General features: G+C 35.0%; 21 protein-coding genes. 5 read left to right on the top strand and 16 right to left on the bottom strand.

What is annotated here, in order from left to right:
- Positions 1 to 27: 27 nt before the first annotated feature.
- From G498_RS0114245 to G498_RS15795, 6 genes are all read right to left on the bottom strand, one after another.
- Entirely contained in the window at positions 28 to 591 is a 564-nt protein-coding gene (locus tag G498_RS0114245; protein ID WP_026981772.1) for a DUF1003 domain-containing protein, read from the bottom strand.
- A 571-nt stretch (positions 592 to 1,162) separates the two neighbouring features.
- Positions 1,163 to 2,266, bottom strand: a complete 1,104-nt coding sequence (locus G498_RS0114240; RefSeq protein WP_026981771.1) for an AI-2E family transporter — start codon at positions 2,264 to 2,266, stop codon at positions 1,163 to 1,165.
- A gap of 175 nt (positions 2,267 to 2,441) precedes the next feature.
- Positions 2,442 to 3,026: an AraC family transcriptional regulator gene (locus G498_RS0114235; protein WP_026981770.1), complete on the bottom strand. Its 585-nt coding sequence runs from the start codon at positions 3,024 to 3,026 to the stop codon at positions 2,442 to 2,444.
- An 83-nt stretch (positions 3,027 to 3,109) separates the two neighbouring features.
- The gene (locus G498_RS0114230; protein WP_026981769.1) at positions 3,110 to 3,670 is read right to left on the bottom strand and encodes a helix-turn-helix domain-containing protein; all 561 of its coding nucleotides are present in this window, start codon (positions 3,668 to 3,670) and stop codon (positions 3,110 to 3,112) included.
- Positions 3,671 to 3,712: 42 nt separating this feature from the next.
- On the bottom strand, positions 3,713 to 4,057 hold the full coding sequence (locus tag G498_RS0114225) for a cupin domain-containing protein (protein WP_026981768.1): 345 nt from the start codon (positions 4,055 to 4,057) through the stop codon (positions 3,713 to 3,715).
- A 279-nt stretch (positions 4,058 to 4,336) separates the two neighbouring features.
- Entirely contained in the window at positions 4,337 to 4,528 is a 192-nt protein-coding gene (locus tag G498_RS15795) for a hypothetical protein (protein WP_131387704.1), read from the bottom strand.
- A 377-nt stretch (positions 4,529 to 4,905) separates the two neighbouring features.
- Here G498_RS15795 and G498_RS15790 point away from each other — a divergent pair, with 377 nt between their 5' ends.
- Positions 4,906 to 5,070 carry a lmo0937 family membrane protein gene (locus tag G498_RS15790; protein ID WP_117616543.1) on the top strand — a complete coding sequence of 55 codons (165 nt, stop codon included), beginning with the start codon at positions 4,906 to 4,908 and terminating at the stop codon, positions 5,068 to 5,070.
- A gap of 60 nt (positions 5,071 to 5,130) precedes the next feature.
- On the top strand, positions 5,131 to 5,568 hold the full coding sequence (locus tag G498_RS15250) for a hypothetical protein (protein ID WP_035744822.1): 438 nt from the start codon (positions 5,131 to 5,133) through the stop codon (positions 5,566 to 5,568).
- 337 nt (positions 5,569 to 5,905) lie between these two features.
- Here the strand turns inward: G498_RS15250 and G498_RS0114200 are convergent, their stop codons facing one another.
- Entirely contained in the window at positions 5,906 to 6,283 is a 378-nt protein-coding gene (locus tag G498_RS0114200) for a hypothetical protein (RefSeq protein WP_026981766.1), read from the bottom strand.
- Positions 6,284 to 6,299: 16 nt separating this feature from the next.
- Positions 6,300 to 7,160, bottom strand: a complete 861-nt coding sequence (locus G498_RS0114195) for a hypothetical protein (RefSeq protein ID WP_026981765.1) — start codon at positions 7,158 to 7,160, stop codon at positions 6,300 to 6,302.
- Between the two features lie 176 nt (positions 7,161 to 7,336).
- Between G498_RS0114195 and G498_RS0114190 the strand changes: the two genes are divergently transcribed.
- Positions 7,337 to 7,741 carry a helix-turn-helix domain-containing protein gene (locus tag G498_RS0114190; RefSeq protein WP_026981764.1) on the top strand — a complete coding sequence of 135 codons (405 nt, stop codon included), beginning with the start codon at positions 7,337 to 7,339 and terminating at the stop codon, positions 7,739 to 7,741.
- 139 nt (positions 7,742 to 7,880) lie between these two features.
- Here the strand turns inward: G498_RS0114190 and G498_RS0114185 are convergent, their stop codons facing one another.
- The 8 genes from G498_RS0114185 to G498_RS0114145 all read right to left on the bottom strand — a co-directional run bounded on the left by G498_RS0114185 (position 7,881) and on the right by G498_RS0114145 (position 20,301).
- Positions 7,881 to 9,206 (bottom strand): McrC family protein, encoded by a 1,326-nt coding sequence (locus tag G498_RS0114185; protein WP_244877133.1) that lies wholly within the window; start codon positions 9,204 to 9,206, stop codon positions 7,881 to 7,883.
- A 71-nt stretch (positions 9,207 to 9,277) separates the two neighbouring features.
- Positions 9,278 to 11,434, bottom strand: a complete 2,157-nt coding sequence (locus G498_RS15575; protein ID WP_051269928.1) for an AAA family ATPase — start codon at positions 11,432 to 11,434, stop codon at positions 9,278 to 9,280.
- A gap of 7 nt (positions 11,435 to 11,441) precedes the next feature.
- A complete protein-coding gene (locus G498_RS15975; protein ID WP_026981762.1) occupies positions 11,442 to 13,544 on the bottom strand; it encodes a cytidine/deoxycytidylate deaminase family protein in 2,103 nt (700 codons plus the stop codon).
- Positions 13,545 to 13,608: 64 nt separating this feature from the next.
- Positions 13,609 to 13,905 carry a hypothetical protein gene (locus G498_RS0114170; RefSeq protein ID WP_026981761.1) on the bottom strand — a complete coding sequence of 99 codons (297 nt, stop codon included), beginning with the start codon at positions 13,903 to 13,905 and terminating at the stop codon, positions 13,609 to 13,611.
- Complete coding sequence (locus G498_RS15235) at positions 13,895 to 15,208, bottom strand: restriction endonuclease subunit S (RefSeq protein ID WP_081694251.1); 1,314 nt, start codon at positions 15,206 to 15,208, stop codon at positions 13,895 to 13,897. Before G498_RS15235 ends, G498_RS0114170 begins: the two co-directional genes overlap by 11 nt.
- A complete protein-coding gene (locus G498_RS0114160; RefSeq protein WP_026981760.1) occupies positions 15,201 to 16,823 on the bottom strand; it encodes an HsdM family class I SAM-dependent methyltransferase in 1,623 nt (540 codons plus the stop codon). The genes G498_RS15235 and G498_RS0114160 overlap by 8 nt, the downstream gene beginning before the upstream one ends.
- A gap of 170 nt (positions 16,824 to 16,993) precedes the next feature.
- Positions 16,994 to 17,227 (bottom strand): hypothetical protein, encoded by a 234-nt coding sequence (locus G498_RS0114150; protein WP_026981758.1) that lies wholly within the window; start codon positions 17,225 to 17,227, stop codon positions 16,994 to 16,996.
- On the bottom strand, positions 17,227 to 20,301 hold the full coding sequence (locus G498_RS0114145; RefSeq protein ID WP_026981757.1) for a type I restriction endonuclease subunit R: 3,075 nt from the start codon (positions 20,299 to 20,301) through the stop codon (positions 17,227 to 17,229). Before G498_RS0114145 ends, G498_RS0114150 begins: the two co-directional genes overlap by 1 nt.
- A gap of 218 nt (positions 20,302 to 20,519) precedes the next feature.
- On the opposite strand from G498_RS0114145, the gene G498_RS0114140 reads away from it, so the two are divergent.
- Positions 20,520 to 20,894 (top strand): hypothetical protein, encoded by a 375-nt coding sequence (locus G498_RS0114140; RefSeq protein ID WP_131387703.1) that lies wholly within the window; start codon positions 20,520 to 20,522, stop codon positions 20,892 to 20,894.
- Between the two features lie 51 nt (positions 20,895 to 20,945).
- Positions 20,946 to 21,962, top strand: a complete 1,017-nt coding sequence (locus tag G498_RS0114135; RefSeq protein ID WP_035744818.1) for a TQO small subunit DoxD — start codon at positions 20,946 to 20,948, stop codon at positions 21,960 to 21,962.
- Positions 21,963 to 22,077: the final 115 nt, after the last annotated feature.

The raw sequence follows: 22,077 nt of genomic DNA, 5'->3' as shown, positions 1-22,077 counted from the left end.
TTTAACCTAATATTTAAGAATGCCTTTTTACGGTATTCCTGTTTTTTGATTTTGACTATTTATTTTGCGGTTAATTTCTTTGAGCAATTCAAATTGTTTTTCCTGAGTTTCAAACAATGTCTTTATTTGTTCTTCCAGTAATACATCGAGTTTTTGGTTTAAGCTTCGTATCTGCATTTCGGCTTTTAGATTGATGAGGTAGTCGTTTTCATTTCTTTTCCGGTCTTTTTCTTCAAGACGGTTTTGACTCATCATAATAACGGGAGCCTGTAAAGCGGCAATGCAGGAAAGCAGTAAATTGAGCAGAATAAACGGGTAGGGGTCAAATTTAAAGTGCCCGATTGCCAGAACATTAAAGAGTATCCAAAGCATCAGGACTATAAAAAACGTGATGATGAATTTCCAGCTTCCTCCAAACCGCGCCACTTTGTCGGACACCCTTTGGCCGGGCGTAACAATCTCTAAGGGCGGATGTAAAAGATTGTGAATAATGAGTTCTTCGGCATCAAGCGTGTCCTTTACAATTTTATGTAATTTATCCAGATGCATTCGCTCATCCGATAACTGACTTTCAATGGATTCCTTTTTCATTAGTATCAAAAAAAAAAAAAAAAGAAGAAATTGCCTTAACAAAAATCGAAGCACAAATCAGACAGTTTAATCGTTAAGGAATTACGTTCGTTTTTTCACAACTTGCATAATGCATTAATAATTTTGTTTAATTGCGGTTGAATCATGTTTCAGACAATCTCTTCTAAAAGTTTATGAACGTTCGTTTATATCTCTATATCTAGTGTAAAGTTCCTTAATTATCAGCACTAATTGTTGTATAATTCTTCAGATGATTTGCATAATTCCTAGTTTTTGAAAAAGGCCGGTAGTCATCCATTTTTATGATTAAAAAAAAACAGGGCCATTGAAATCAACAGCCCCTATTTAAATAACAAACCAATCAAAATCGAACAAAATAAATTGATATGTATTATAAAGTATTTCGTTAGTAGTCCGCCTGGCATTATTGGCAGTAGTAAAGTTGGTTATTTTTCAACATATATCGTTGTATAATTTTTTATTTAAGTTGTATAATTCTTACTTTATCGGTTATCGGATTCAGAAGAATAATTTCTTAGTAAGCAGAGTGATAAAATCTTAAAATGGGTAATTAGTTATTTTTACTTTCTTTACTAAGATGGAGTAGCCTGTTTTTTATTTTTTCAACCCATCCTATTTCTTTACCTTTTCCATACGGTTCTCCCATTAAGAAACCATAAGGCTTTAAAGTGTCAATATTATCGCAGATTATTTTTAAAATAGCAGTAGCCGGAATAGCCAGAATGATACCCGATATCCCCCAAAGCAACGCCCCCAACGTTAGGGCAATAACGGTGAATAATGAATTAATTTTTACCTGAGGGCCTAACAACAGCGGCTCGAGTATAAAACCCTGGATAAACTGAACGCTGCCGTAAATAACCACAATGCCCAATAAAACAGGAAATGGTATGCCGTGTAAGGCACTTACCAGAATAGTAATCGAGACACCAAAAATATTTCCCAAATAAGGAATAATTTCCAGCAAGCCGCACAACAGGGCAAAGAAAAGGGCATTTTTTACGCCAATAGCACTAAAACCAATCCCGTACATAACCCATAAACACACAATCATTTTAGAAAGCCCGGTTAAATACTGTTGTGCTATGTTAGAAGCACCGTAAATAACTTTTTCCATCTCGTTTCGCTGGGAAGTACTAACAAGTTTAAGCATGAATTCTTTTATGTGGTTGTGGTAGTACAACAGAAAAATGAAATAGACCAGTATAATAATAATAGTGCTGAGAACGTAAACAAACGAGCCAACTACAACCTGCATAATGCTGGTATAAGAAGGTTGTTCTTCTTTAAGGATTTTAAACTGCTCTTCGGCTGTAATGTTAAGATGATTAAAAATGTAGTCCTGAATGATCACCCCCGTTTCAATTGCAGTTTGTTTTATCAGCGCCACATCATTAATCAGTTCTGAAATCTTCCACGATACAAGCATAATTAACCCGGAAAAAAAAGCCGTAAGAGATAAAAAACAAACGAGAACAGCCATACTCTTTGGCAGCCTCTTTTTTTCCAGCCAATTGCAGAGCGGTAAAAATAGCGTAGCCAAAATGCCGGCAAAAAGCAGCGGCATCAGAAAGGCTTTTGAAAAATAAATTCCTGTAAAAACAAGAAGCAGCAGCAATAACTTTTTCAGTATGGATGTATTAGTAATCGTCATGAAAGTGAGGTTGTGTTATACATCTTTTTTATGAAGGTATTAGTCTTAAAAACGGTTCGAATCCGGAGATGCTTAGCAATAGAATAACATAACTTTGGAGTTCTTGCCTTACAAAGGCTTTAAAAATCTTTACTTTAAAGGTGCTTTTCCGGTAGCGATGAAAGCAGTAGTGGTATCATGCCGCTGGGTGATGCATATTTCCTATATCCTCGATAGGGCTTCGTTTTCTTATTGTTTGTTTTCTAAAACCCGACGGAGAAACACCGGTTAGTTTCTTAAACTGATTAGACAGGTGTGCTACGCTGCAATAGTGCAGTTTTTGCGCAATTTCACTAATGTTCAGTTCTTTGTACAACAGCAACTCTTTTGCGCGCTCAATTTTATGCGAAATAATAAACTGTTCAATAGTGGTACCCTGAGATTCTGAAAAAAGATTGGCCATATACGTATAATTGAGCTTAAGCTTGCGGCTTAAATAATCCGAAAAATTCAGAGTCATTTTCTTATTCGAATAATGTACCATCTCTATAATAGTATTTTTTATCTTCTCCATTAAAATAGCCTTTTTATCATCCATAAGTTCAAAACCATGGCGTTGTAGTACTTTGCTTAGTTTTTGTTTCTCTGCCGGCGGCATTATTCCCTTTACGTCTATTTCTCCTAAATTAACAGATACAGCATGCAAGCCAAGTTTACTCAACTCGGCCTCAACAGCCATTTTACAACTGTTACTAACCATATTTTTAATATAAAGTTTCAAAATCTTACTTGTAACCGATTTAGCTAAAGATAAGACTTGTAACGTTTTGATTGTTATATAATTATGAAAAGGAGTTGTATAATTCAGATCTGTTCCAGCGCAATACGCTTTTTAGATTTCAGTTGTTTGAAAAACGAAGGAGTAAGCCCGGTAACTTTTTTAAACTGCTGTGAGAGATGCGAAACACTACTATAGTTAAGCATGTAGGATATTTGCGTGAGATTAAGCTCATCATACAGTAACAATTCTTTCACCCGTTCAATTTTATGGGCAATAATGTAATGTTCAATCGTGATCCCTTTAACCTCCGAGAAAATTTTAGCCAAATGCGTGTAATCCTGCCCTAATTTTTCACCAATGTAATCGGAATATTTTACTTTAGGAAGTGCATCAGAATAATGCACCATTTCAATAATTACTTTTTTTATTTTTTCAATCAGGATGGCTTTTTGATCATCCATTAGCTCCAGACCGGCCTGTTGCAATGCTTTTTTTAGTTGTAAAAGGGTATTGGCATTCAAATCGTTAACAGTTTCCACATAGCCCAAATCCAGCGTCTTATAGTCTATACCCATTTTTTCCAGTTCGGATTTTACAACCATTTTGCAACGAATGCTAACCATGTATTTTATGTAGAGCTTCATTTACACGCCTTTGTAGTTTTTAATTCGGTACCTTGTGTACTGTTATAAGTCTTCATAACCACTCTTAATAATTGTGGAAATCATTTTAAACTGCACATTCGCATTAAAGCCATGTTTGGCATGAGCCGGAATAATTATGCCTTCGCCTAATTTTAAAAAGTGGGTTTTATCGTTAATGGTAATTTCTGCCGAACCGTCAATAATTTGGATGTAATTATCATACGGAGACGTTTTTTCCGCTAATTCTTCGCCGGCATCGAAAGAAGAAGCGGTAATGTTTCCGGTAGTTTTCTTAATAATTGTTTTGCTTAAAACCGCATTGGGTATGTATTGAATAATTTCAACTATTATATGCGATTTTTCTTTTTCAAGTTCTGCAGTATCCATGACAGTTCATTTTGATACAGCATGCAGTAGGAGGGTAATGTAGTGAGGGTTATTGGTACAAAGGTAATGCTTTGTTTTTTTGCATATTCCTGATAATTAGGCTTTTGCAATTTTTTGTTTTTAGCACGTATCAATTAATTGGCCCTTAAAACCTTGAAGCGTTGAAGTTATTTGTTTCAAAGCTATTATGCTTTAACGGGAAATCTATGAGCGCCTAAGACAACTGTTAAATTCAGGCTGGTTTTAAAATAACAATTAAAATAACAATTAAAGTAACAATTAACTGTAATATCTTAATACAAATGTTATTGCACATCGTCCATCTGCAACACAACTTTGTACGATGCTTTCAATATACATTCCTTTTTCAAAAAACTTGTCGAGTTCCGGATAGGTGCTTACAGCGGGGCGCTTTTTTTTCACTACGTCTGGAATGTTTGTAAAAATGGTTATGACTTCCTGTTGTTTCATGGTGAATGGTTTTATGAAGTTATCGGGTACAATTTATTGGTTGTAAATATGAATTTTAATTATCTGTTTTATTTTACGGGAATTAAACAAACGTTACGGTTTTCTGTACAATGTTCTCAAAGTTACAACTAATTAATGGTAAAATCTAAAGGATTGAAATGTAAATAACTGAATTACAGTGAAATAAGATTGTTTTTTTAAGTGTTTGTCCTTAAAATAAGCGTACCTTTACAGCAGAGTTTTATATAAAACACCATTACTTCAATAGATAATCTCCTTTTCATAGCGTTTAGCTGAAAGTTTTTTGATGGTAAAGATGCACTACATTGGAGTTCCAATGTTTAAACAGCAGGCAAATAACTTTAAAAACAAACATCATGAAAACTTTATTCAACACTATTGCCATTGCACTTGTTGTTCTGTGGGGTATCGGCTTCTTTTTTAGCAGCATAGGTTTATCAATTCATTTATTGTTATTTCCTATTGCAGCCATTTTGGTTTACGATTTTATCGGAATCATGAAACTTTTAAACAAAGCCTGATACGTTGCATTACGTTACTTATTCTCCTTACAGGGAGCAATAACTCTAAAATACTATACCATGAAAACACTGCACAACATACTGTCTGAAAAAATATTCGCTGTTACAGCCAATATTCAGCAAAATTTTCCGGGGCTTTATGAGCATCTCGACGAAACACCCTTTTCATTGGAAGCATACGAGACCCACGAAATTGAAGATACCGACCTGATACATTATCTGGAGGAGTTGATTTCTCAAATGAACGCTTATAAGGAAACAACTCCTGCACACAAACGCATTACAATTGCCTCTCTTGTTAAATTATTAAACAGCACCTCAGAATCATTAAATGAGAATTGGGAAGACCAAAAAGAACAGTTGCTGGAGAAATTTGCTGCTTTAAAGGAAACCGATTTGCTGTTTATTGATGGTAAAAAAGAAGAAATGTTTGAAAGAATTCGAAAAATAATGCGAGTATCAAAAGAAGAGCTTGCCCTTTTACTGTACAAGTTTTAGTTTGATTGTAATATTTTTTTCTTTTGCAGCACGAGCAATATACTCGTGCTAGCGGGAAGTTCTTGTTTTGAAGATATTTTTTCGCATAAATAATTATTTGATATGATATTTTTTCGTATCTTTACTGGACTAAATAATTGGAAGCCAATAACTTCTGGTTAGTAGGTCTTTAAAGAGTGTGCAATTAGTTTTGTATACTCTTTTTAGTTTTTATATGTATTCTAACACTAATGCGAGGATCCTGCTCGTGTTTTCATGCTATTGGCATTGATTAACTACCTGAATGACTATTGACGACATGAGCAAGATGCTTGCGCCAGCGGGAGTCTATGCCTTGTTATGTTTTATCCTGTGGTTTTGTTTCTTGTTTTTGTGATTGGGTGGCTTTGTGTTGTTCGTGCAGTTGGTGTATTTCGTCGAGCAGCTGCATTTCTTCCATAGGGATTAGTTGCAATGCTATTTCGAGGAGGTTGCGGATGTTTATTCTGGAATTTACGATATGATTTGAGTCGTAGGGTTCGTCTGCTTCTAAAGCCAGAATAGCAACCTTTATGATGTCCATAACGGTAAAAATCACATCGGCATGACCGGAAAACTGTAAAGGAACGTTGTAGGATTCCTTTCGATGCTCACACGGTTTTAGAAGCGTGAAATACCGTCTGGCTTTAATGTACTCATGGAGTTCCGTTAAGGATTGCATTTCATTTGTTTTCATGATTATTGGTTTTAGGTTAGTTGGTTTCCTCCAAACGTTTGATTTCGGCTTCTATTAGCAGCGTTGCTTTTTCGTGGAATTGATAACAACGTCTTTGCAGTAGTTCTGTAAGAACGAAATCGGTAGGTTTTAATTTAATTGTGCGCAGTTTACTTAGGTGTTGCGATAAAAGTTGGAAAATTTTCAGTTCTTCGGACGTGTGCCTTGGGAAAATTTCGTCTGGCAGTGAGCAAAACAAATTGCATAAATCGAACAGATATCCCAATGAGAAATGCATCGGGCGGTAGCCCAGAAACGTATGGATTAGCGCTAAGGTAATGTTCTCTATAGCCATGTGCAGCATTGATTCCTGAATGGGTTGGGTATCAAAACCTTCTATCTGGTTTTGCGATTCTAAAAACGTTTCCGCAATGCGGTTGCGGTTGTGCCAATATGCCCTGATACTTTCGATATTGCGTTTTGGATAACGTTCTACAGTTACCACCGGAGGAACTACAGGATGCTTATACAACAAACCAGATTGCATTACTTTTTGAAAGAAATAGCTTTGCTGTGCCGTTAATTGCCTTACCGCACTGGCTTTGTGCAGCAGTAGCGTCATTGTATAGTGCCCATTGCTTTTGGTTTTGAGCACATCAGCCAATTCGCCAACGGCATTTTCTTTAAATTCCGGGCAAAAGGCTAACAAGTAAAAGTGGTAGTTACTTTGGTTAAACACATTACCTGATAAATAACAATGCTTGGATTTAGTGGTGTGCTGTACACCAAAGCAATACAAACCTGAGAGTTTGAGGTTTTCTTTTAGAAAAGTAGTAACATATTCCAGTGCCTCGTTTTGGGACACGGTGTAAGGGTGAAGGGAAGCGTGATTATCCATAACGATATTTTTTTTGGTTGAACATTCGCGAAAAATCTTATATTTGCTAAGAGACTGCAAGTAAGGAATAGGGGATGGCGTACCGAACCAAAACGATTGGTATACTACCAACACCTGCTTGTATATTACCCATAAAGAACTTTTGAGGATTACGAACGAAACCTTATTTTTGAACCATGAGCACAGTAGCCAAAAACCACATAGGAAGAAAGATAAGCCGCATACGAGAATTGCGCGACATGAAACAGGAAGCGTTAGCCGCCGCCCTTGGTGTGAGCCAGCAAACGATTTCTAATATTGAGAATAGCGAGACTGTTGAAGAGGAGAAACTTCAGGAGATTGCTAAGGTTTTGGGGGTTACTGCTGAGGGGATTAGGAATTTTTCTGAGGAAGCGGTTTTTAATATTATATCTAACACTTATCACAATACAAGTAGTGATAATTCGACTTTAATAGCGAGTTCCTTAAATTATCAACCTACTTTCAATACTGTTGATAAAATGATTGAACTTTACGAGAGGTTATTACAGGCTGAAAAAGATAAGGTTGCTTATTTGGAGAGGTTAACTAAGGAAAAATAAAATTAAAAAGGAGATTGTGAAAGTAGTCTCCTTTTTTGTTTGCGAGTAAAGAGTTTTTATGTTGACTTTATTTTCTTAACGACTACACTTTCTGAGGTTCGGGTAGGCTTTCGATGTATGAATTGTCGAATCTAAATTATCATAAATAATTTCTTTCAATATATGGTAGTTTAACCCCTAATTTATAAACTTTGTAATAAGCTTTAATCTCTTTTCTATTTTCTTCCTTCATGATATTTTCAAAACTTAGAATATTAATTCCATTTTCCATATCCGGATAAATAATCAAGCAATCAATTGTACTATCATCAGTGACATTTAATTTCTCTCGAACTTTCTTCAAACGCGCATAACCGGCAACCTGACGAATATCTTCGTGTATAGTTCCGTTCTCATTGTTGTATTTCAACTTATACTTCGCATCAATTACCATTTGAAAATCAGGCTTTGACACCAAAATATCCAATGCATTTCCAAACGTAGAAAACTGATAATGAATTGTTTTTCTATCCGCTGGATTGGCTTCTATCATCTTACTATAAACATACAACTCAAACAATCTTGGCATATCGATCCAAAACGGAGGTGTAGTTACTTTCTCTGTAGTGGTTTGGGTAATGTTGTATGCAAATTTCTTTAGGATATAGCTGCCTATTTGCAAAGCAGTTGCGTAATCTTTGTAAAATGGGTTGTGTTTAATATGTTTTAATTGATATTCTTCTACTTGATCCGAAATCAACTCAAAAGCAGGATGACAAAAATTAATAGTATGTTGAATATCCGAATAATTGCTACCAAAAAGATCTTTGTGATTTTCAACATAACTACTGGCAAACAACATGACCTTCTTTAAAAAACGATTTTCAACATGGTTTTCACCAAATTGTTGGTACTCGCAATAAGTAGAGATAAAACGATTTCTGAACACATTCTGTTTGATATGTTGTCCAACTAAAATTTTACCTTTTACCCGATTCGTTAGGTTTTCCTGAACTTTGTAATAGCTTTTCTTTAAACCTTTACGTACAATTGATTTTAAGGTTTGAAGAAAACGAACAACTAAAAATGGCGTTAGTTTATCGTTTTGTTGCTCAATTGCTATTGGCTTTGCTTCCCAGTCAATTTGAATTAACCCATTAATTACAGCATTGCTTTCGGGAATACCCGTTACTTGCAACAACATTTTCAGATAATCTAGTTCGAATTCTTTTGAATTGAAAATCTCTGGTTCTCCCTGTACTTCTTCCGATTCATCTTCTATTTTTAGATTGAAGAGTTGTGCGGATGTAGCGTTTATTTTAGGTTCGATATACAAGGATCTACCCGTATTACCCAACCAATCAAGCCCAATACAATAATCAGCTTGAAGATGTAAACCTGTTTCCGAATGAGAGACAATGAAACAATGGCTACTCTGATTGAAGCGTTTGGATTTTACTGTTTCAAATAAAGTAACGGAATCCAAATTCAAGGTATTGTTTTGTATCTCCTCAAATTGGATATGAATACTTTTATGTTCGGACAGACGAAATCCCATTAGATAGAAGGCATTAAATCTTCAATTTTTTGTATAATGTCAGTGCCAATTAAAACACCATCCTTTACATATTCCAATAAAATAGGTTTGATTTCATATTCGAAACGGATAGACATGGAACCACCTTCGTCTGTTTTATCAATAAAATAGGAATGTCCTAGCTGTACGTCTTTCTTTTCAAATTCAGGAGATAAGTTGGTATCAAATAAAGTGCTAACCTTTTTGAAAAGAACATCATCAAAATTATCTAAACCTTTAGTTTCTTTAAGATTTTCCGCTGGGACATCCACAAAAGCAAATCGTCTTCGGATTGCATAATCAATATGACCTACAGAGCGGTCTGCGGTGTTCATAGTACCAATAATATAAAGATTGGGAGGAAGAATTAACTGATGACCGTCAACATTATACATGCTTTCAACTGCTTCTTCACGATATTCTAGGGCATAAATTAGTTCTCCTAAAACCGAAGAGAGATTGGCACGGTTGATTTCGTCGATGATGAGAACGTAGTTTTTTAAATCAACTTTTTTTACAGGAACTGTTGTGTCTTTTTCTAAGTTCTTATTTTTAATAAACTTCTGGAAAAGATTTAGGACTCGAACAAAATAACTCGCATGTTGTCTTGCTAGTCCAGAAATTTTCGGATTGTTTTTAATATCCTTTCTAACAGAATCTCCTTCAAAATATGATTGTAATATATCCTTAAATAGAATTCTGTTCCCATTTTTCAACCAACCATCTTTTAAACCTTTATAACGAAATGCATGTTCGTCATCAGACGAAATGAGTCCAACATTTTCAGTTAACGCATAAAATCCATTTGCATTTTCAATTTCATCATTGAGATACTCAACAAAGTTTTCAAAAAGTTCCTTTATTTTAGCTTCTTTCGAAATTGCTTCAACATCTTTGTTACTATCAACAAAATTTTCTAATGCCTTTTTTGCAAAAGCTCCTAAAGTTTTGTTCTCTGCTTCATATATAATACCATCTCCATCAGGATTGGGTTTTGCAACGATTCCACGCACAAAATCTTCATAAGTGTAACTTGGGTGGAATTGGATTAGTTTGAATTGATCGCAATTTTTTAAATCAAACACAATATCAGACTCTTCAATATTTTCATAAATATATTTTGCCACAGCAGCTCCATAAGAATCTAGACCATTTTCTTGTTCTCCTTTTTTATCCCAACGCTTATCGGCGTACCAATTAATTATTTCTGAAAAACTAGGTGAATTTTCGGAGCCTGTATTTAAACCTAAACGTACATTATTTTCTGTGACCTCATTGATAGTGTATTTAGATCTGTTTTTTACGCTATTAATTTCTTGCCCAATTAACAATAATCGTTTAATATCCGCATTATTTATCGTTTTTGGTTTACTCTTTAACGTAGTAGGTTTTATTACTATTTCAGCAATCTCTTTTGCTAACTTCGTTTTTCCAGTTCCTGGAGGTCCTTGCAAAATGATTTGTTTTTTGTATTCTAAAAGAGATTTTATCTTCGATGTATTATCTTCTATTTCACTCATTTCATTGGAATTAATAGCCGTTTCTTTTTGTGACAAAATTTCAAAAGTTTGCCAAGGATAAGTCATAATATCATAAACATTATCATGAGGGACTTTCTCTTTAAAATAATTTAGAATACTATTACTGTTTTCAAACCAGTTCCAGCTAATTTTTAGTTCAGCAGTAGCATCCAAATTATTGATTCGTTGCATTAATGCACGCAGGGAATCTTCATTAACGATAGTACATAATAAATTGGGTTGTAAACTTGCAATCAAACGATTAGCGGCAGCTTTTCTGTTTTGAGAAGTGTGCTTTCGAAACCATTTTTTTACTTCATCGTAAGTTACCAAATCAACTTGGTCTTGTTGATCAGCTATTTTTTTTAATAGAATAGCTAATTCGCTCCAATTCTTTTTAATTGATTCTTTTTCAATGTTGGTATAATAGCCTTGCTTCAATGACGATACACATTGGTCGTTTGATCGCTCAAAATATTCCCTAAACACATCTTTATCCCAATCTTGCCAATTGGTTTTAGTTTTGGCTTCTTCAATAAATTGAGGAACATATTTTTTATAGGAATCAACCCATGTTGACCAAACGTCAATATTTTTAATTACTTCGTTTAATTTCATTATTAAACTAGTTATTCTGCTTTGCTTTAATCCCTAAATCAATTAATTCCGCAATTTCTTTCATCAAATTTGGGTCATCTTTAAAATTATCCAAATATGAAAAATCATATTGTGGATTAGCTTTAAATTCAGTTGAGATAAGTTTTTGTAATTGAGATGCTTTCTCTTTTTCTGATACAGTAGGTTTTATTTGCGATCTTAAAAAAGTTTCATCTTTTTGCGAAATAAAAGGCTCATAAAACTTATAAAAACTTCTTCCAATTGCACCTTGAAATTGAAATACATTTGGGTTAGTTTTACCGCCTTCTAAAACTTGTTTTTGAGAAATACCCGGGTATAGGTCAATATAAAATATATTTTCTATACCTAATTGATAAGCTTTCTTGGAACATAATTCACATGGACTCGCCGTAGTAAATAAATTCCCCCCTTTTAAAGGTTGACCACCATATTTCGAAATTTGAAGCATGGCATTTTCTTCAGCATGCAATGATCTTGTATGAACTTGATTATCCTTCGCCTCATAAGCATTATGATAAGACTTAAAACAGAATGAGCATGGCCTTCCTTGTAAATTTAAAGTTGCAGAATGTTTATGAAAATCATTTTTTAATTTTTCATTAAAAGATTGTCCATCCTTGTATCTATGATCCGTTTCCCCACGTTCAAAAGGAGTTAAATCATTTCCTATTTTATCAATGTCTCTTAAATCACGACTTGAACAAGGTACTTGACCATGTGGAACTTCATTCCAACCAATTCCTTTAACAGAAAAGCTTTTATCTGTCACCACAGCACCTACTTGACGTGAAATACAGCCAGAATTTAATTTTGTATTAAATGCTATCTGCATAATTCTTTCAATATAAGTAGGGGTAATTAAACCCGGTTGTTGAATCAAAGCTATTAATTTTAGTACTTGAACTAAAAAAGGTTGATATATATAATACTCATTAGTTTTTGGTAAAGAACTTAGCACAGAATATCCATTAACATTTTTTCTAAGTAATTCAGTATATGTGTTTATATCACTATATTTTTTTTCATACCAAATATGATAATCTGATTTTTGCACACAATTCTCAATATCAAAACTTTCAAAATCCCCGTCTTTAAAGTCGTCAACTTTATATTCAGTTTCGTCTAATCTAAATATTAATCTGATATTTTCTTCTTGGTCAGTTTTTGAATCTATACTTTTTATCTTACTCTTGATACTTTCTTTACGTTGTTGATCTTCTCGATTATTGGCAATCATATAAAAACCAGAGTATTTCTCTCTGAAGTACATCATTTCATAAGAATTCTTTAATCTATCAATAATAATATGTGCCTTCTTATGATTTTTATTTCGATGAACTTTAATAATCTGATTTATTATTTCAGCAATAGTATAAATATTATCTAAGCTTAAATTATTTGAATTTTCATCTAATTTTTCAATTTTTAAAGTTCCAAATCTTCGTAAATAATATGAGGAGACATGAATAAGTTTATGTCTTAAATAAATGCTAAATAAATCTAATTGCTCAAAAAAAACATTTGCGAATTCATTAAAAGAATCATTAAAGAAAAAATCAGATTGAAATACAGCCGATTTAAAATTTTCTTTTAAATCTACATTTATATTAAACTTTATCGAGACAACCTTATTTATATTACTAGTAACCAATTCCTTAAAATCACCATTAACAAAATCGGTACTATCTTTTGCAATACCAATTTCATTCCCAAACCAAGGAGACATGTTTTTAGTACTTCCAAGCTTTACAATCCAATCACAAATATTATTCACATAATTTTCTGAATTTTCTGAATAACATTCATGCAGTATAAACAGAAGCACTACTTTTTTGTATTCTATAACTTCAAATTTTTTCCAGTTATCACTATATTCAAAAAAGTCTTTTATTCTCCTAAATTTTCTAGTCTCACTAGCACTTATCTCATGATAACTTGAAATAAAATTGCTCATGAAATCTATATTTTCAGATGTTAATTTATCTTGGGAAAGAATATCTGAAAACTTATCAGCACCTGCTTGCATTTTACCTGTCAAGCCAAGAATAATAAAGTCTTCTCTTAGTTTATAAAAGTTATTTAAACCCATTGATTATTTAGTTTATTAAAATATATTTTTGTCCATTATAGTTTTTCAACAATCACAGCAACATTTAATCCCTCATTTCCATTACATACTCTTCAATATCCCATTCAGAAGTGACAACGCCATTATTTACGCTTTGCATTTTACACACCAAACCATCAAAAATATAATAGAAGGCAACTTGGCCGTGTACTTTAAGCATACCTTGTTGTTTATTCTCTTTCAATTTTACACGCCAAGTTCTGCGTAAATCAGGAGAATTGAAAATCAAAAACTCTGGTAAAACTCCTGTTTTCTCAAAATCAATACTTCCGCCACTTTGAAGGGTAAGTTTAATTATTGGATGACTTTCTTTATTTACCATATTCTGTTGTCTCCTCAGCAACCATCCCCATTTCCTCTTCAACACCCCCAACCATAACCTGCCCATTCATCAACATAGGCAACAACCAATCACGAAGCGAAGCAAGTTCTTGGTTTTCTTTTAAATTCTTCTCTTTTTTGATTTGAATTGGTGTCATAAAATCATAAAATTTATCAGCCAATTCAATAGGAGGAACAACCGTTTTATAACTTGTTACGAATGACTCGAATAAAAGATTTTTAATACCGCTGGTTTTGCCTTCAAAGCCAAATAAAATTCCGGCATCATAAATCGAATTCCATTGAAAAACGAAATTGTAGAAATACTTATCTTCTTTTAAAGTAACGGCTTTACAGAAATTAGAACAAATAATAGGAGCATCGAAACGCTCTAAAGTCTGCTCTGTTATATACGCTAATCTACCCGTTGATTGAGTAGGACTTCCTCCAGATATTTCAACAATTAAATCGTGAGGATCTAACGTTTTAAATAAATTCTTTTCTAAAATATAGCGCTCAGGTGTTTTTAGTTCTCCCTTTCCATTTAATCCATTGATGTCTGCACCTCTAACACAATATGCTTTTTGATTATAGTTTCCTTCTACTTGGTCTTTACCCCAATCTCCGCTTTTATCGTTATTAATAAACCAAGCTAATTCTTCCACTCCCCACCCCTCAGGAATTTCCCTCTTCAACTCCTCATTCCAAACCATTTTACCACCAGAAGATTTATAAGGTTTTCCATCCTTATCAGGAAAATCAAACTGCACAAACCAATAATCATACAAAGTCTTAGCCATAGCTTCTAACTCGGAATTGATTTTATTGTTCAACTCAATTTTAGCATCTAAATCGGAAAGGACTTTGGCTATTCTTTTTTGCTCTGATTTTTCAAAATTTGGAATATGAAATTCTAAAATTTGGTTTTTGTCACCTCTGGGCATTTTTGTGCCTTTTGCACCATTCATCACATAATCGAAAAAATCATCTCTAAATAAGGAATAGTAAATAAAGGTAGAATCAAATTCTGGTCTCACTTTTAATGTCAAAACATCGGCAGAACTTCCTCCATCATATTTTGCTAACCAAATTTTTTTTAAATATGGACGAATATTTGAAATAAGGATATCTCCTTTTGAAAATTTAGTTACCTTTCCTTCTTGTGAAGGTAATTTTTCAGCATTGACTTTCCCTAATTTATTTTGCAGTAAATTGTCTGTAGTAACGTAATTCTCAATTGTTAACTCTTTCAATGAAACTCTTTCATTTGAGTAAAATACAACATCATTTAAAATATTACTCATACTTCAATCCCTTCAAATTATTCTGAATTTCCGTTTCCAAAGTTTTACTATCAGCAAACAAATTGGCTAAATTACTTTCAAATGATTTCATTTTATCCGCAAATTCCTCTGGAGTAATATCCGTATATTCAATCTTCACTTCAAAATACTGTCCGGCACTCAAACTGTAATTTTTAGCTTTAATTTCATCATACGAAACCACAACCGAGAAATCATCAACGGCTATTTTATTATTAAACGTATTAATGATATGGTCTTCTTCCTCATGACTCAATACCGTTTTTTGGTTTTTGCCATCTTTTACGGTGGTTCCCAATTTGGAGGCGTCAATTAAGACTACATCGCCTTTGTTTTGTTTGTCTAAGAAAATTACTGATACGTTGGTTCCGGTAGTTGCAAAGATGTTACTTGGCATGCTCACCACACCGGCTAACATTTTGCTTTCCACCATACGCTCTCTAATTTTCTTGTCAATACCACTTTGGGCGGTGATAAATCCTGTAGGCACTACAATAGCGGCTTTTCCGGTATCTTTTAACGAATACATGATGTGTTGTAAAAACATCAGGTAAATTGCCATGCTTTCTTTTTTGGTTTTCGGCACATTGGGTACTCCGGCAAAAAAGCGATCGTGGTTTTCTTTGGTATCTAAATCGGCACTAAAATCAGAGAAATCCAATTTAAACGGCGGATTGCTTACGATATAGTCAAACTGTTGCAAGCGTCCGTTTTTGTCTTTATGGTACGGTTCTAAAATGGTGTTTCCCTTTACAATATTGGGAATCGAATGTACCAAATCGTTCAGAATCAAATTCAAGCGCAATAAGTTTGAGGATTTTTGTGAAATGTCCTGAGAGTATACAGTACACTTGTCTTCGCCAATTTCGTGGGCAAGATTCATCAACAACGTTCCCGATCCGGCCGAAGGATCGTAACAGATCACATCACTTACTTCGCCATGTACCAAACAACGCGCCATGATTTTCGCTACAGCATGCGGAGTAAAGTATTCGGCATATTTTCCGCCACTGTTGGTGTTGTAATCTTTAATTAAATATTCGAAGATGGTCGCATAAAAATCAAACTTCTGATGAAAGATGTTCTCAAAGCTAAAATGCACCAGCTTGTTAATAATGGCTTTGCAAAACTCGTCACGCTTATCGGTTACATATTTGCTGATGTTTTCAAACAAAACAATCTTTTCGCCGCCTTCGGTTACTACCGAGAAGATGCTGCTGTTCTGTTTGGCGATATCTAATAAAGTTGCGTCAAATATATCCGCAAATTTTGCTTCGTTTTGTCTGTCAAATAAGCTCGAAATCAACTGATCGGGATGCAGGTTTGCGGTGCTTTCGCTCATTTGCATCGTTAGCATTTCATAGTCTTCGGGGCTATAGGCGCGTAAGGCTTTTTCCCAATCCTTGGCTTCGGCTATTTTGGGGTCCAGTTGTTTTACTTCGTGAACAAATTTGTCATTCAGGAATTTATATAAAAAGACTTGGGTGATAATCTTAAATTCATTGCCGTCATTTCCCAATCCGTAATTGGCACAAACGCTTTTCAGGTCGTCAATTAAGGCTTTGGTTTGCTTTTCAAATTGTAATGCAGTAGTCATTCTATATTTATAAGTGTTTAATTTTTATTGTTAATTGTAATATGCATTTTTTGCATATTGCTTTTTCTTCAAATTCTCCTTCATCAAAAACATTTCGAATATGTCTTGAAATTACAGATTGACCTCTTTGAAACAGTAGTACTAACTGTTCCTGAGATAGCCAAACGGTTTTATTCTCGAAATTTACCATCAGCAGCAACCTGTTCCAAAATGGAACAAGTTGAAGTTTCTTGTAATTCTTCTGCTTTATAGATATTTTGAATATGCTTTACAATTGCCGGCCTGTTTACTGTAAACAATGAAGCAATGGTATGGCCATCCAGCCAAACTGTATCTTGTTCAAACCGTACTTTTACTTCTGTTTGATTGTCTTTAGTTTTAAAAATTTCTATTTGCTGCTCCATTATGCTACTCTGCCGTAAAATTCATTCATATATTCTTTAACAATCATTCCGTTGATACGCTTAGTAGTAGCGGCATCCAATGGAATGTGTTGTTTGTTTTTAAACTGATCGATCACCAAGCGCATCATCATACGTTCTACAAAACTTTCGTTTTCCAACATTTTTGAATTTTGAAGAATTTGTTGGTCGACTTCTTTTTTCAACCCTTGCAAGGCTTCAAACAACTTGCTTTCGCTATCCGTTAACGGATCTTTTTCCATCAGGCGTTTGTGCAGTCGGGCATATTTTTCGTCATTGTCGTATTTGGCACGCAACAATTGGTTTTTGCGCTCGAGTTCTTTGGCTTGGTTGTAAATGGCTTCCAACGCTTTAATATTGGCTTCCATTTCTTCTTTGGAAACCTCGCTCAAATTTTTCTTTTTAAACAGACGTTCCAATTCTTCTTTCAATGAAATAAAAACCGGATCTTTTTGATCAAAATTTCCACCGAGCATTTCTCTGGTCTTTTGCAAAGTGGTTTTCAGTTCATCGGCCAAAACCATTTCTTCTTCTTTTACTTTTACAAAAGCAAACAGTACGTCTTCGAGTGCAATGTTAAGCAAATTTGAAGTATCTACATTACTTTCTAAAGCTTCTTTGGTGTTAATTAACGTCAAATGATTATTAGCCTCTCTCGCTAATACCGTAAGCTTATGAAAATCCAGTTGCTCCAGTAATTCATAATTTCCCGATAAGCGAATCAGGTTATACAAACTCTTGGCATTGTTTAAAGCTTTGGTAATTTGCAACATAATGCCACGGTCTTTAATCTGTGAGATTTGCTGCGAAAAGATTTCGGCATTCTGTATATTGTAATGAAACAGGACATCTTTTATTTCCTGAATTTCCTGATTGATTTCTTCCTGCGATTTAAACAAATCCGAGTAGTGCTGCATCTCATCTCCCAACTCTGATTGCAGTTCGTTAAAGTAATCCTGATTGGTTTTATCAAACTCTTTCTGAATATCAGCAAAATCCACTACATAACCATATCGGAAATCTTTATAGGTTCGGTTAACGCGGGTTAATGTTTGCAGCAGATTGTGTGCTTTAATTACACGCCCGATATATAATTTCTTCAATCTAGGTGCATCAAAACCGGTCAAAAGCATGTTATACACAAACAATAAATCGATATGACCCTCTTTAAATTGATCCACCTCGCTTTTACGATCGTCTTTGGTTCCTATATCATGCAAAATAACGGCAGCCTTAGTTACACGGCTTTCATTTTTCTTTTTATCGCCGTAGCTTTGGTTCGGTTCTGCGGCCATTAAAAGTCCTTCCGTTTCGTCCTTTTGAACCGCATATTTTGCTTGGAAAATTTCATACAGCATTTTAGCCTGTTCCGAAGAATCACAAACCACCATACCACCAATTGTATTGTCATTCATGGTAATTCGGGCTTTTTCAAAATCCTGCACGATGTAATCCAGCATCGGCTCTACAAACTTCGGATGGGCGTACACCAGTTTTTTGTCTGTATTCCCTTTTAAAATATCGATTTCCTCAAGAGTTTGCTTTAAAGCCAAACGGTAATTTGTTTCGATTTCTTCGCGAATTAAACGTAAGGTATAACCATCAGCTATAGACGAATTGTAATAATACTTGTGAATATAACCGCCAAAAAGCGATTTCGAATTGTAATCCGTACCCAATAAAGGTGTTCCGGTCAATCCAATTTTAATCGCATTCCTATCCGATTCGTTCAGGTTGGCTAAAAAGCTTCCTTTCGGATTATAACTTCGGTGCACTTCATCCATAAAATACACCCGCTGAATGTTCAGGTTATAATCGGTATTACGAACTACATTCGGATCATCCTGAAATTTTTGGATATTAACCACTGTAATTTCAGGCTTTCCGGAATTGTTATGAATAACACTCGTAGATTTTATGTCCTTAGAGAATTCTTCTCGCGAATTGATATTATGAACCACCAAACCACGGCTTTTAAATTCTTTTCCGGCCTGAATCAATAAATCCAAACGATCCACTATAAAGTAAAACTTCGGTACGATATTTTTCTTCTGAAAATAGTTCGTCAAATATTTTACATTGTAAAACGTTAGTGCTGTTTTTCCACTTCCTTGTGTATGCCAGATAATCCCTTTTTTTTCACCGGCATCAAGCTTAGCTTCAATAGCTTTAGTAGCAAACAGTTGCGGATAACGCATAATGTGTTTTTGCAAACCGCTTGATTCTTTCACGTAGGCAATTCCGTATTGCAAAACAAAAGCCAAACGTTCTTTTTGAAACAAGGAAGTACAAATTCGATTGGTTGGAGTATTCGGATTTTTATTGGTTATAAATTCATCCGAATGTTTAATACCAACTAAGTTATTATCTTTTAAAACGACAGTTTCTGTTGTATCATCAACTTCTGAAAGTATCTGATTCAAATCGAAAGTTGCCTCTTCTCTGAAATAGTTAAAAATCGGTTTGTAATATGAGGTAGTCGCATAAAAAGCTCCTTCAATTGGTAACGGCGAGCTATTGTCATATTCCATGTTATTAGAAAAAACCATTAACTGGGTAATATTAACAAACGGTCGGAATTTCTTATTTTGGAATCGTGTTTGTATACGCTTGTGTTCTGCTAAAATACCGTCTTGATTGTTCGGTTTTTTAACTTCAATAAAAACCAAAGGCATTCCGTTAATTAGTAAAACAATATCCGGGCGGAATTCCTCATCATCTTTTTTATAAGTCAGTTCCGTAACAACGTGAAAAGAGTTATTATTGAAATCTTCAAAATCAATTAAACGAACTCCGGACTGATCAATAATTTTTTCATAAAAAGCTTTTCCTAAATCTTCATTTTCTAAACACAAAGCCACTTCATCATACAAGCGATGTAAATCACCATCATTCAACTCTGGATTTAATCGTTTCACAGAATCATGAAATATATCATGAAAAATATTGGTGGATTCATCCCATTTTTGAGAAGCTAATGAAATATATTCATAACCTAATCGCATCAAATGCAGTATGGTAGGGATTTTTACCCTGGAATCTTCGTTGAATTTCATTTATCGGGACAGAGTTAGCTTAATTGTCCAAACTTAACCATAAATAAACACTTACACAATCACTAAATTTAGTGATTTTTAAAAAAAATCGGTCTCAATTGCATTCGGGCATTTAAGCGCAACGTAAAGCTGGATTTTGCGTCAATCTTAAAAATAAAAACCTCTAAACATAAAGTTAAACTTGCAAAGTACCTGATCTAAAATTGTAAATTTACCCCATGAGGCAACTAAAATCATACTACCAAAGCAGCAAACGCACCATTTGGGTACTCCTGATTTTGTTCGCATTGGCGCCTTGTACCGTAAAAGAAAGCCTGTTACTTCCGGCCGGTATTACCGGAGCCAAAACCCTCAATGCCGCTAAAACTACCACATTGGGCGGGCAGTGTATCTCCTTTCTTGAAACGCAGCACAAACAAACCGCAAGTCAATCCCGTATTGCTCAAAAGAAACACACAACTAATTGCGTTGCCTCTTTTGTCGGCAACTATCCGCCGGTAGTACCATACAAAACTTTAAACGAAACCGTTTTCGGCGGCAACAGTCCTCCCAAATACATTTTATTCAAACGATTGAAAATTGCATTGGTATAGTCGCAACAAAGCACACCAACAATTCAACAACGTTTAATAAAATACTTACTCATGAAAAACAACATTCTTGAAGGCGCTGCGCATCCCGCTGGCCTAATCACCTTATCCCTCAGATGGGTTATAGGCTGGACTTATTTTTCCGCATTTTGGCGTAGACTTGTCTTAGAAAACAAATTAACCCCAGACGAAGCCGGTTACATAGGGGAGAAGTTCAACCACTTTTTACCCAACGCCTTAGGCATCAAACCCCTTATTGAATATTTGGTTACCCATCCCGATGCGCTTTACATTGCAATGGTTGCCTTTACCCTGGTAGAAGCCGTGGTAGGCCTCTTTTTGTTACTGGGATTATTTACCCGATTAATGAGCATAGGTGTTTTCCTGCTCGCCTTAGGGATACTCTTAGGTTCCGGTTGGCTGGGCACCACCTGCCTGGACGAATGGCAAATCGGCGTACTAGGCATAGCAGGAGGGCTCACTCTTTTCCTGAGCGGAAGCAGTGCCTATAGTCTGGACCACTATTTAATCCGAAAAAAAATCCCGTTCACCACCCGTAAGTGGTTTCACTATCTCGGAACCGGGAACCTTCCAGCAAAGTACCTTCAGTCGGTAGTGGTAACTCTGTCCGTATTACTATTCGGATTAACCCTGTACACCAACCAGTACTTTCACGGAGGTGTTTATGGCCCGTTACACAACAAATCCGTAAAACCCAAAGTTGAGATAACCAATTTAAAGACAAGCCCCAACAGCCTAACCTTTCAACTCTACCGAACCGAAGGCGCAGACGTATACGGCTCGTTTCTGATAGGCATAGAAATTCTCAACAGTAAAAAAGAAACCGTCCAAACAATAAATCAGGAAGCTCTTTCCAAATTTCACGCCACACAAATACAAAACCATTATATAGCCAAAATAAAACCCGGCAAGCACAGCCTGATACTCCCATTAGGTGCCAAAGCTGACATCACAATCCCGTTAAGCCAAAAGCTGGAGAAAGAGGCGCATACCCTAAAACTAACCGACATCAGCGGCATAACCTGGACCGCCAAAATACCAAGGGATTAAAAACGACACAGAAAAACCAGTAACTTCATTACAGCACGGCCAAGTGTCAATACAAGCCAAAACATCAATTAATGCCTCCCGACCTAAGAACGCGTAACCGTTAAGAAAATTTAAA

It is taken from the genome of Flavobacterium suncheonense GH29-5 = DSM 17707 (assembly GCF_000430025.1).
In the GTDB taxonomy this organism is placed as follows: domain Bacteria; phylum Bacteroidota; class Bacteroidia; order Flavobacteriales; family Flavobacteriaceae; genus Flavobacterium; species Flavobacterium suncheonense.
The sequence above is the reverse complement of the archived record's forward strand: the minus strand, read 5'-3'. Positions and strand labels throughout refer to the sequence as shown.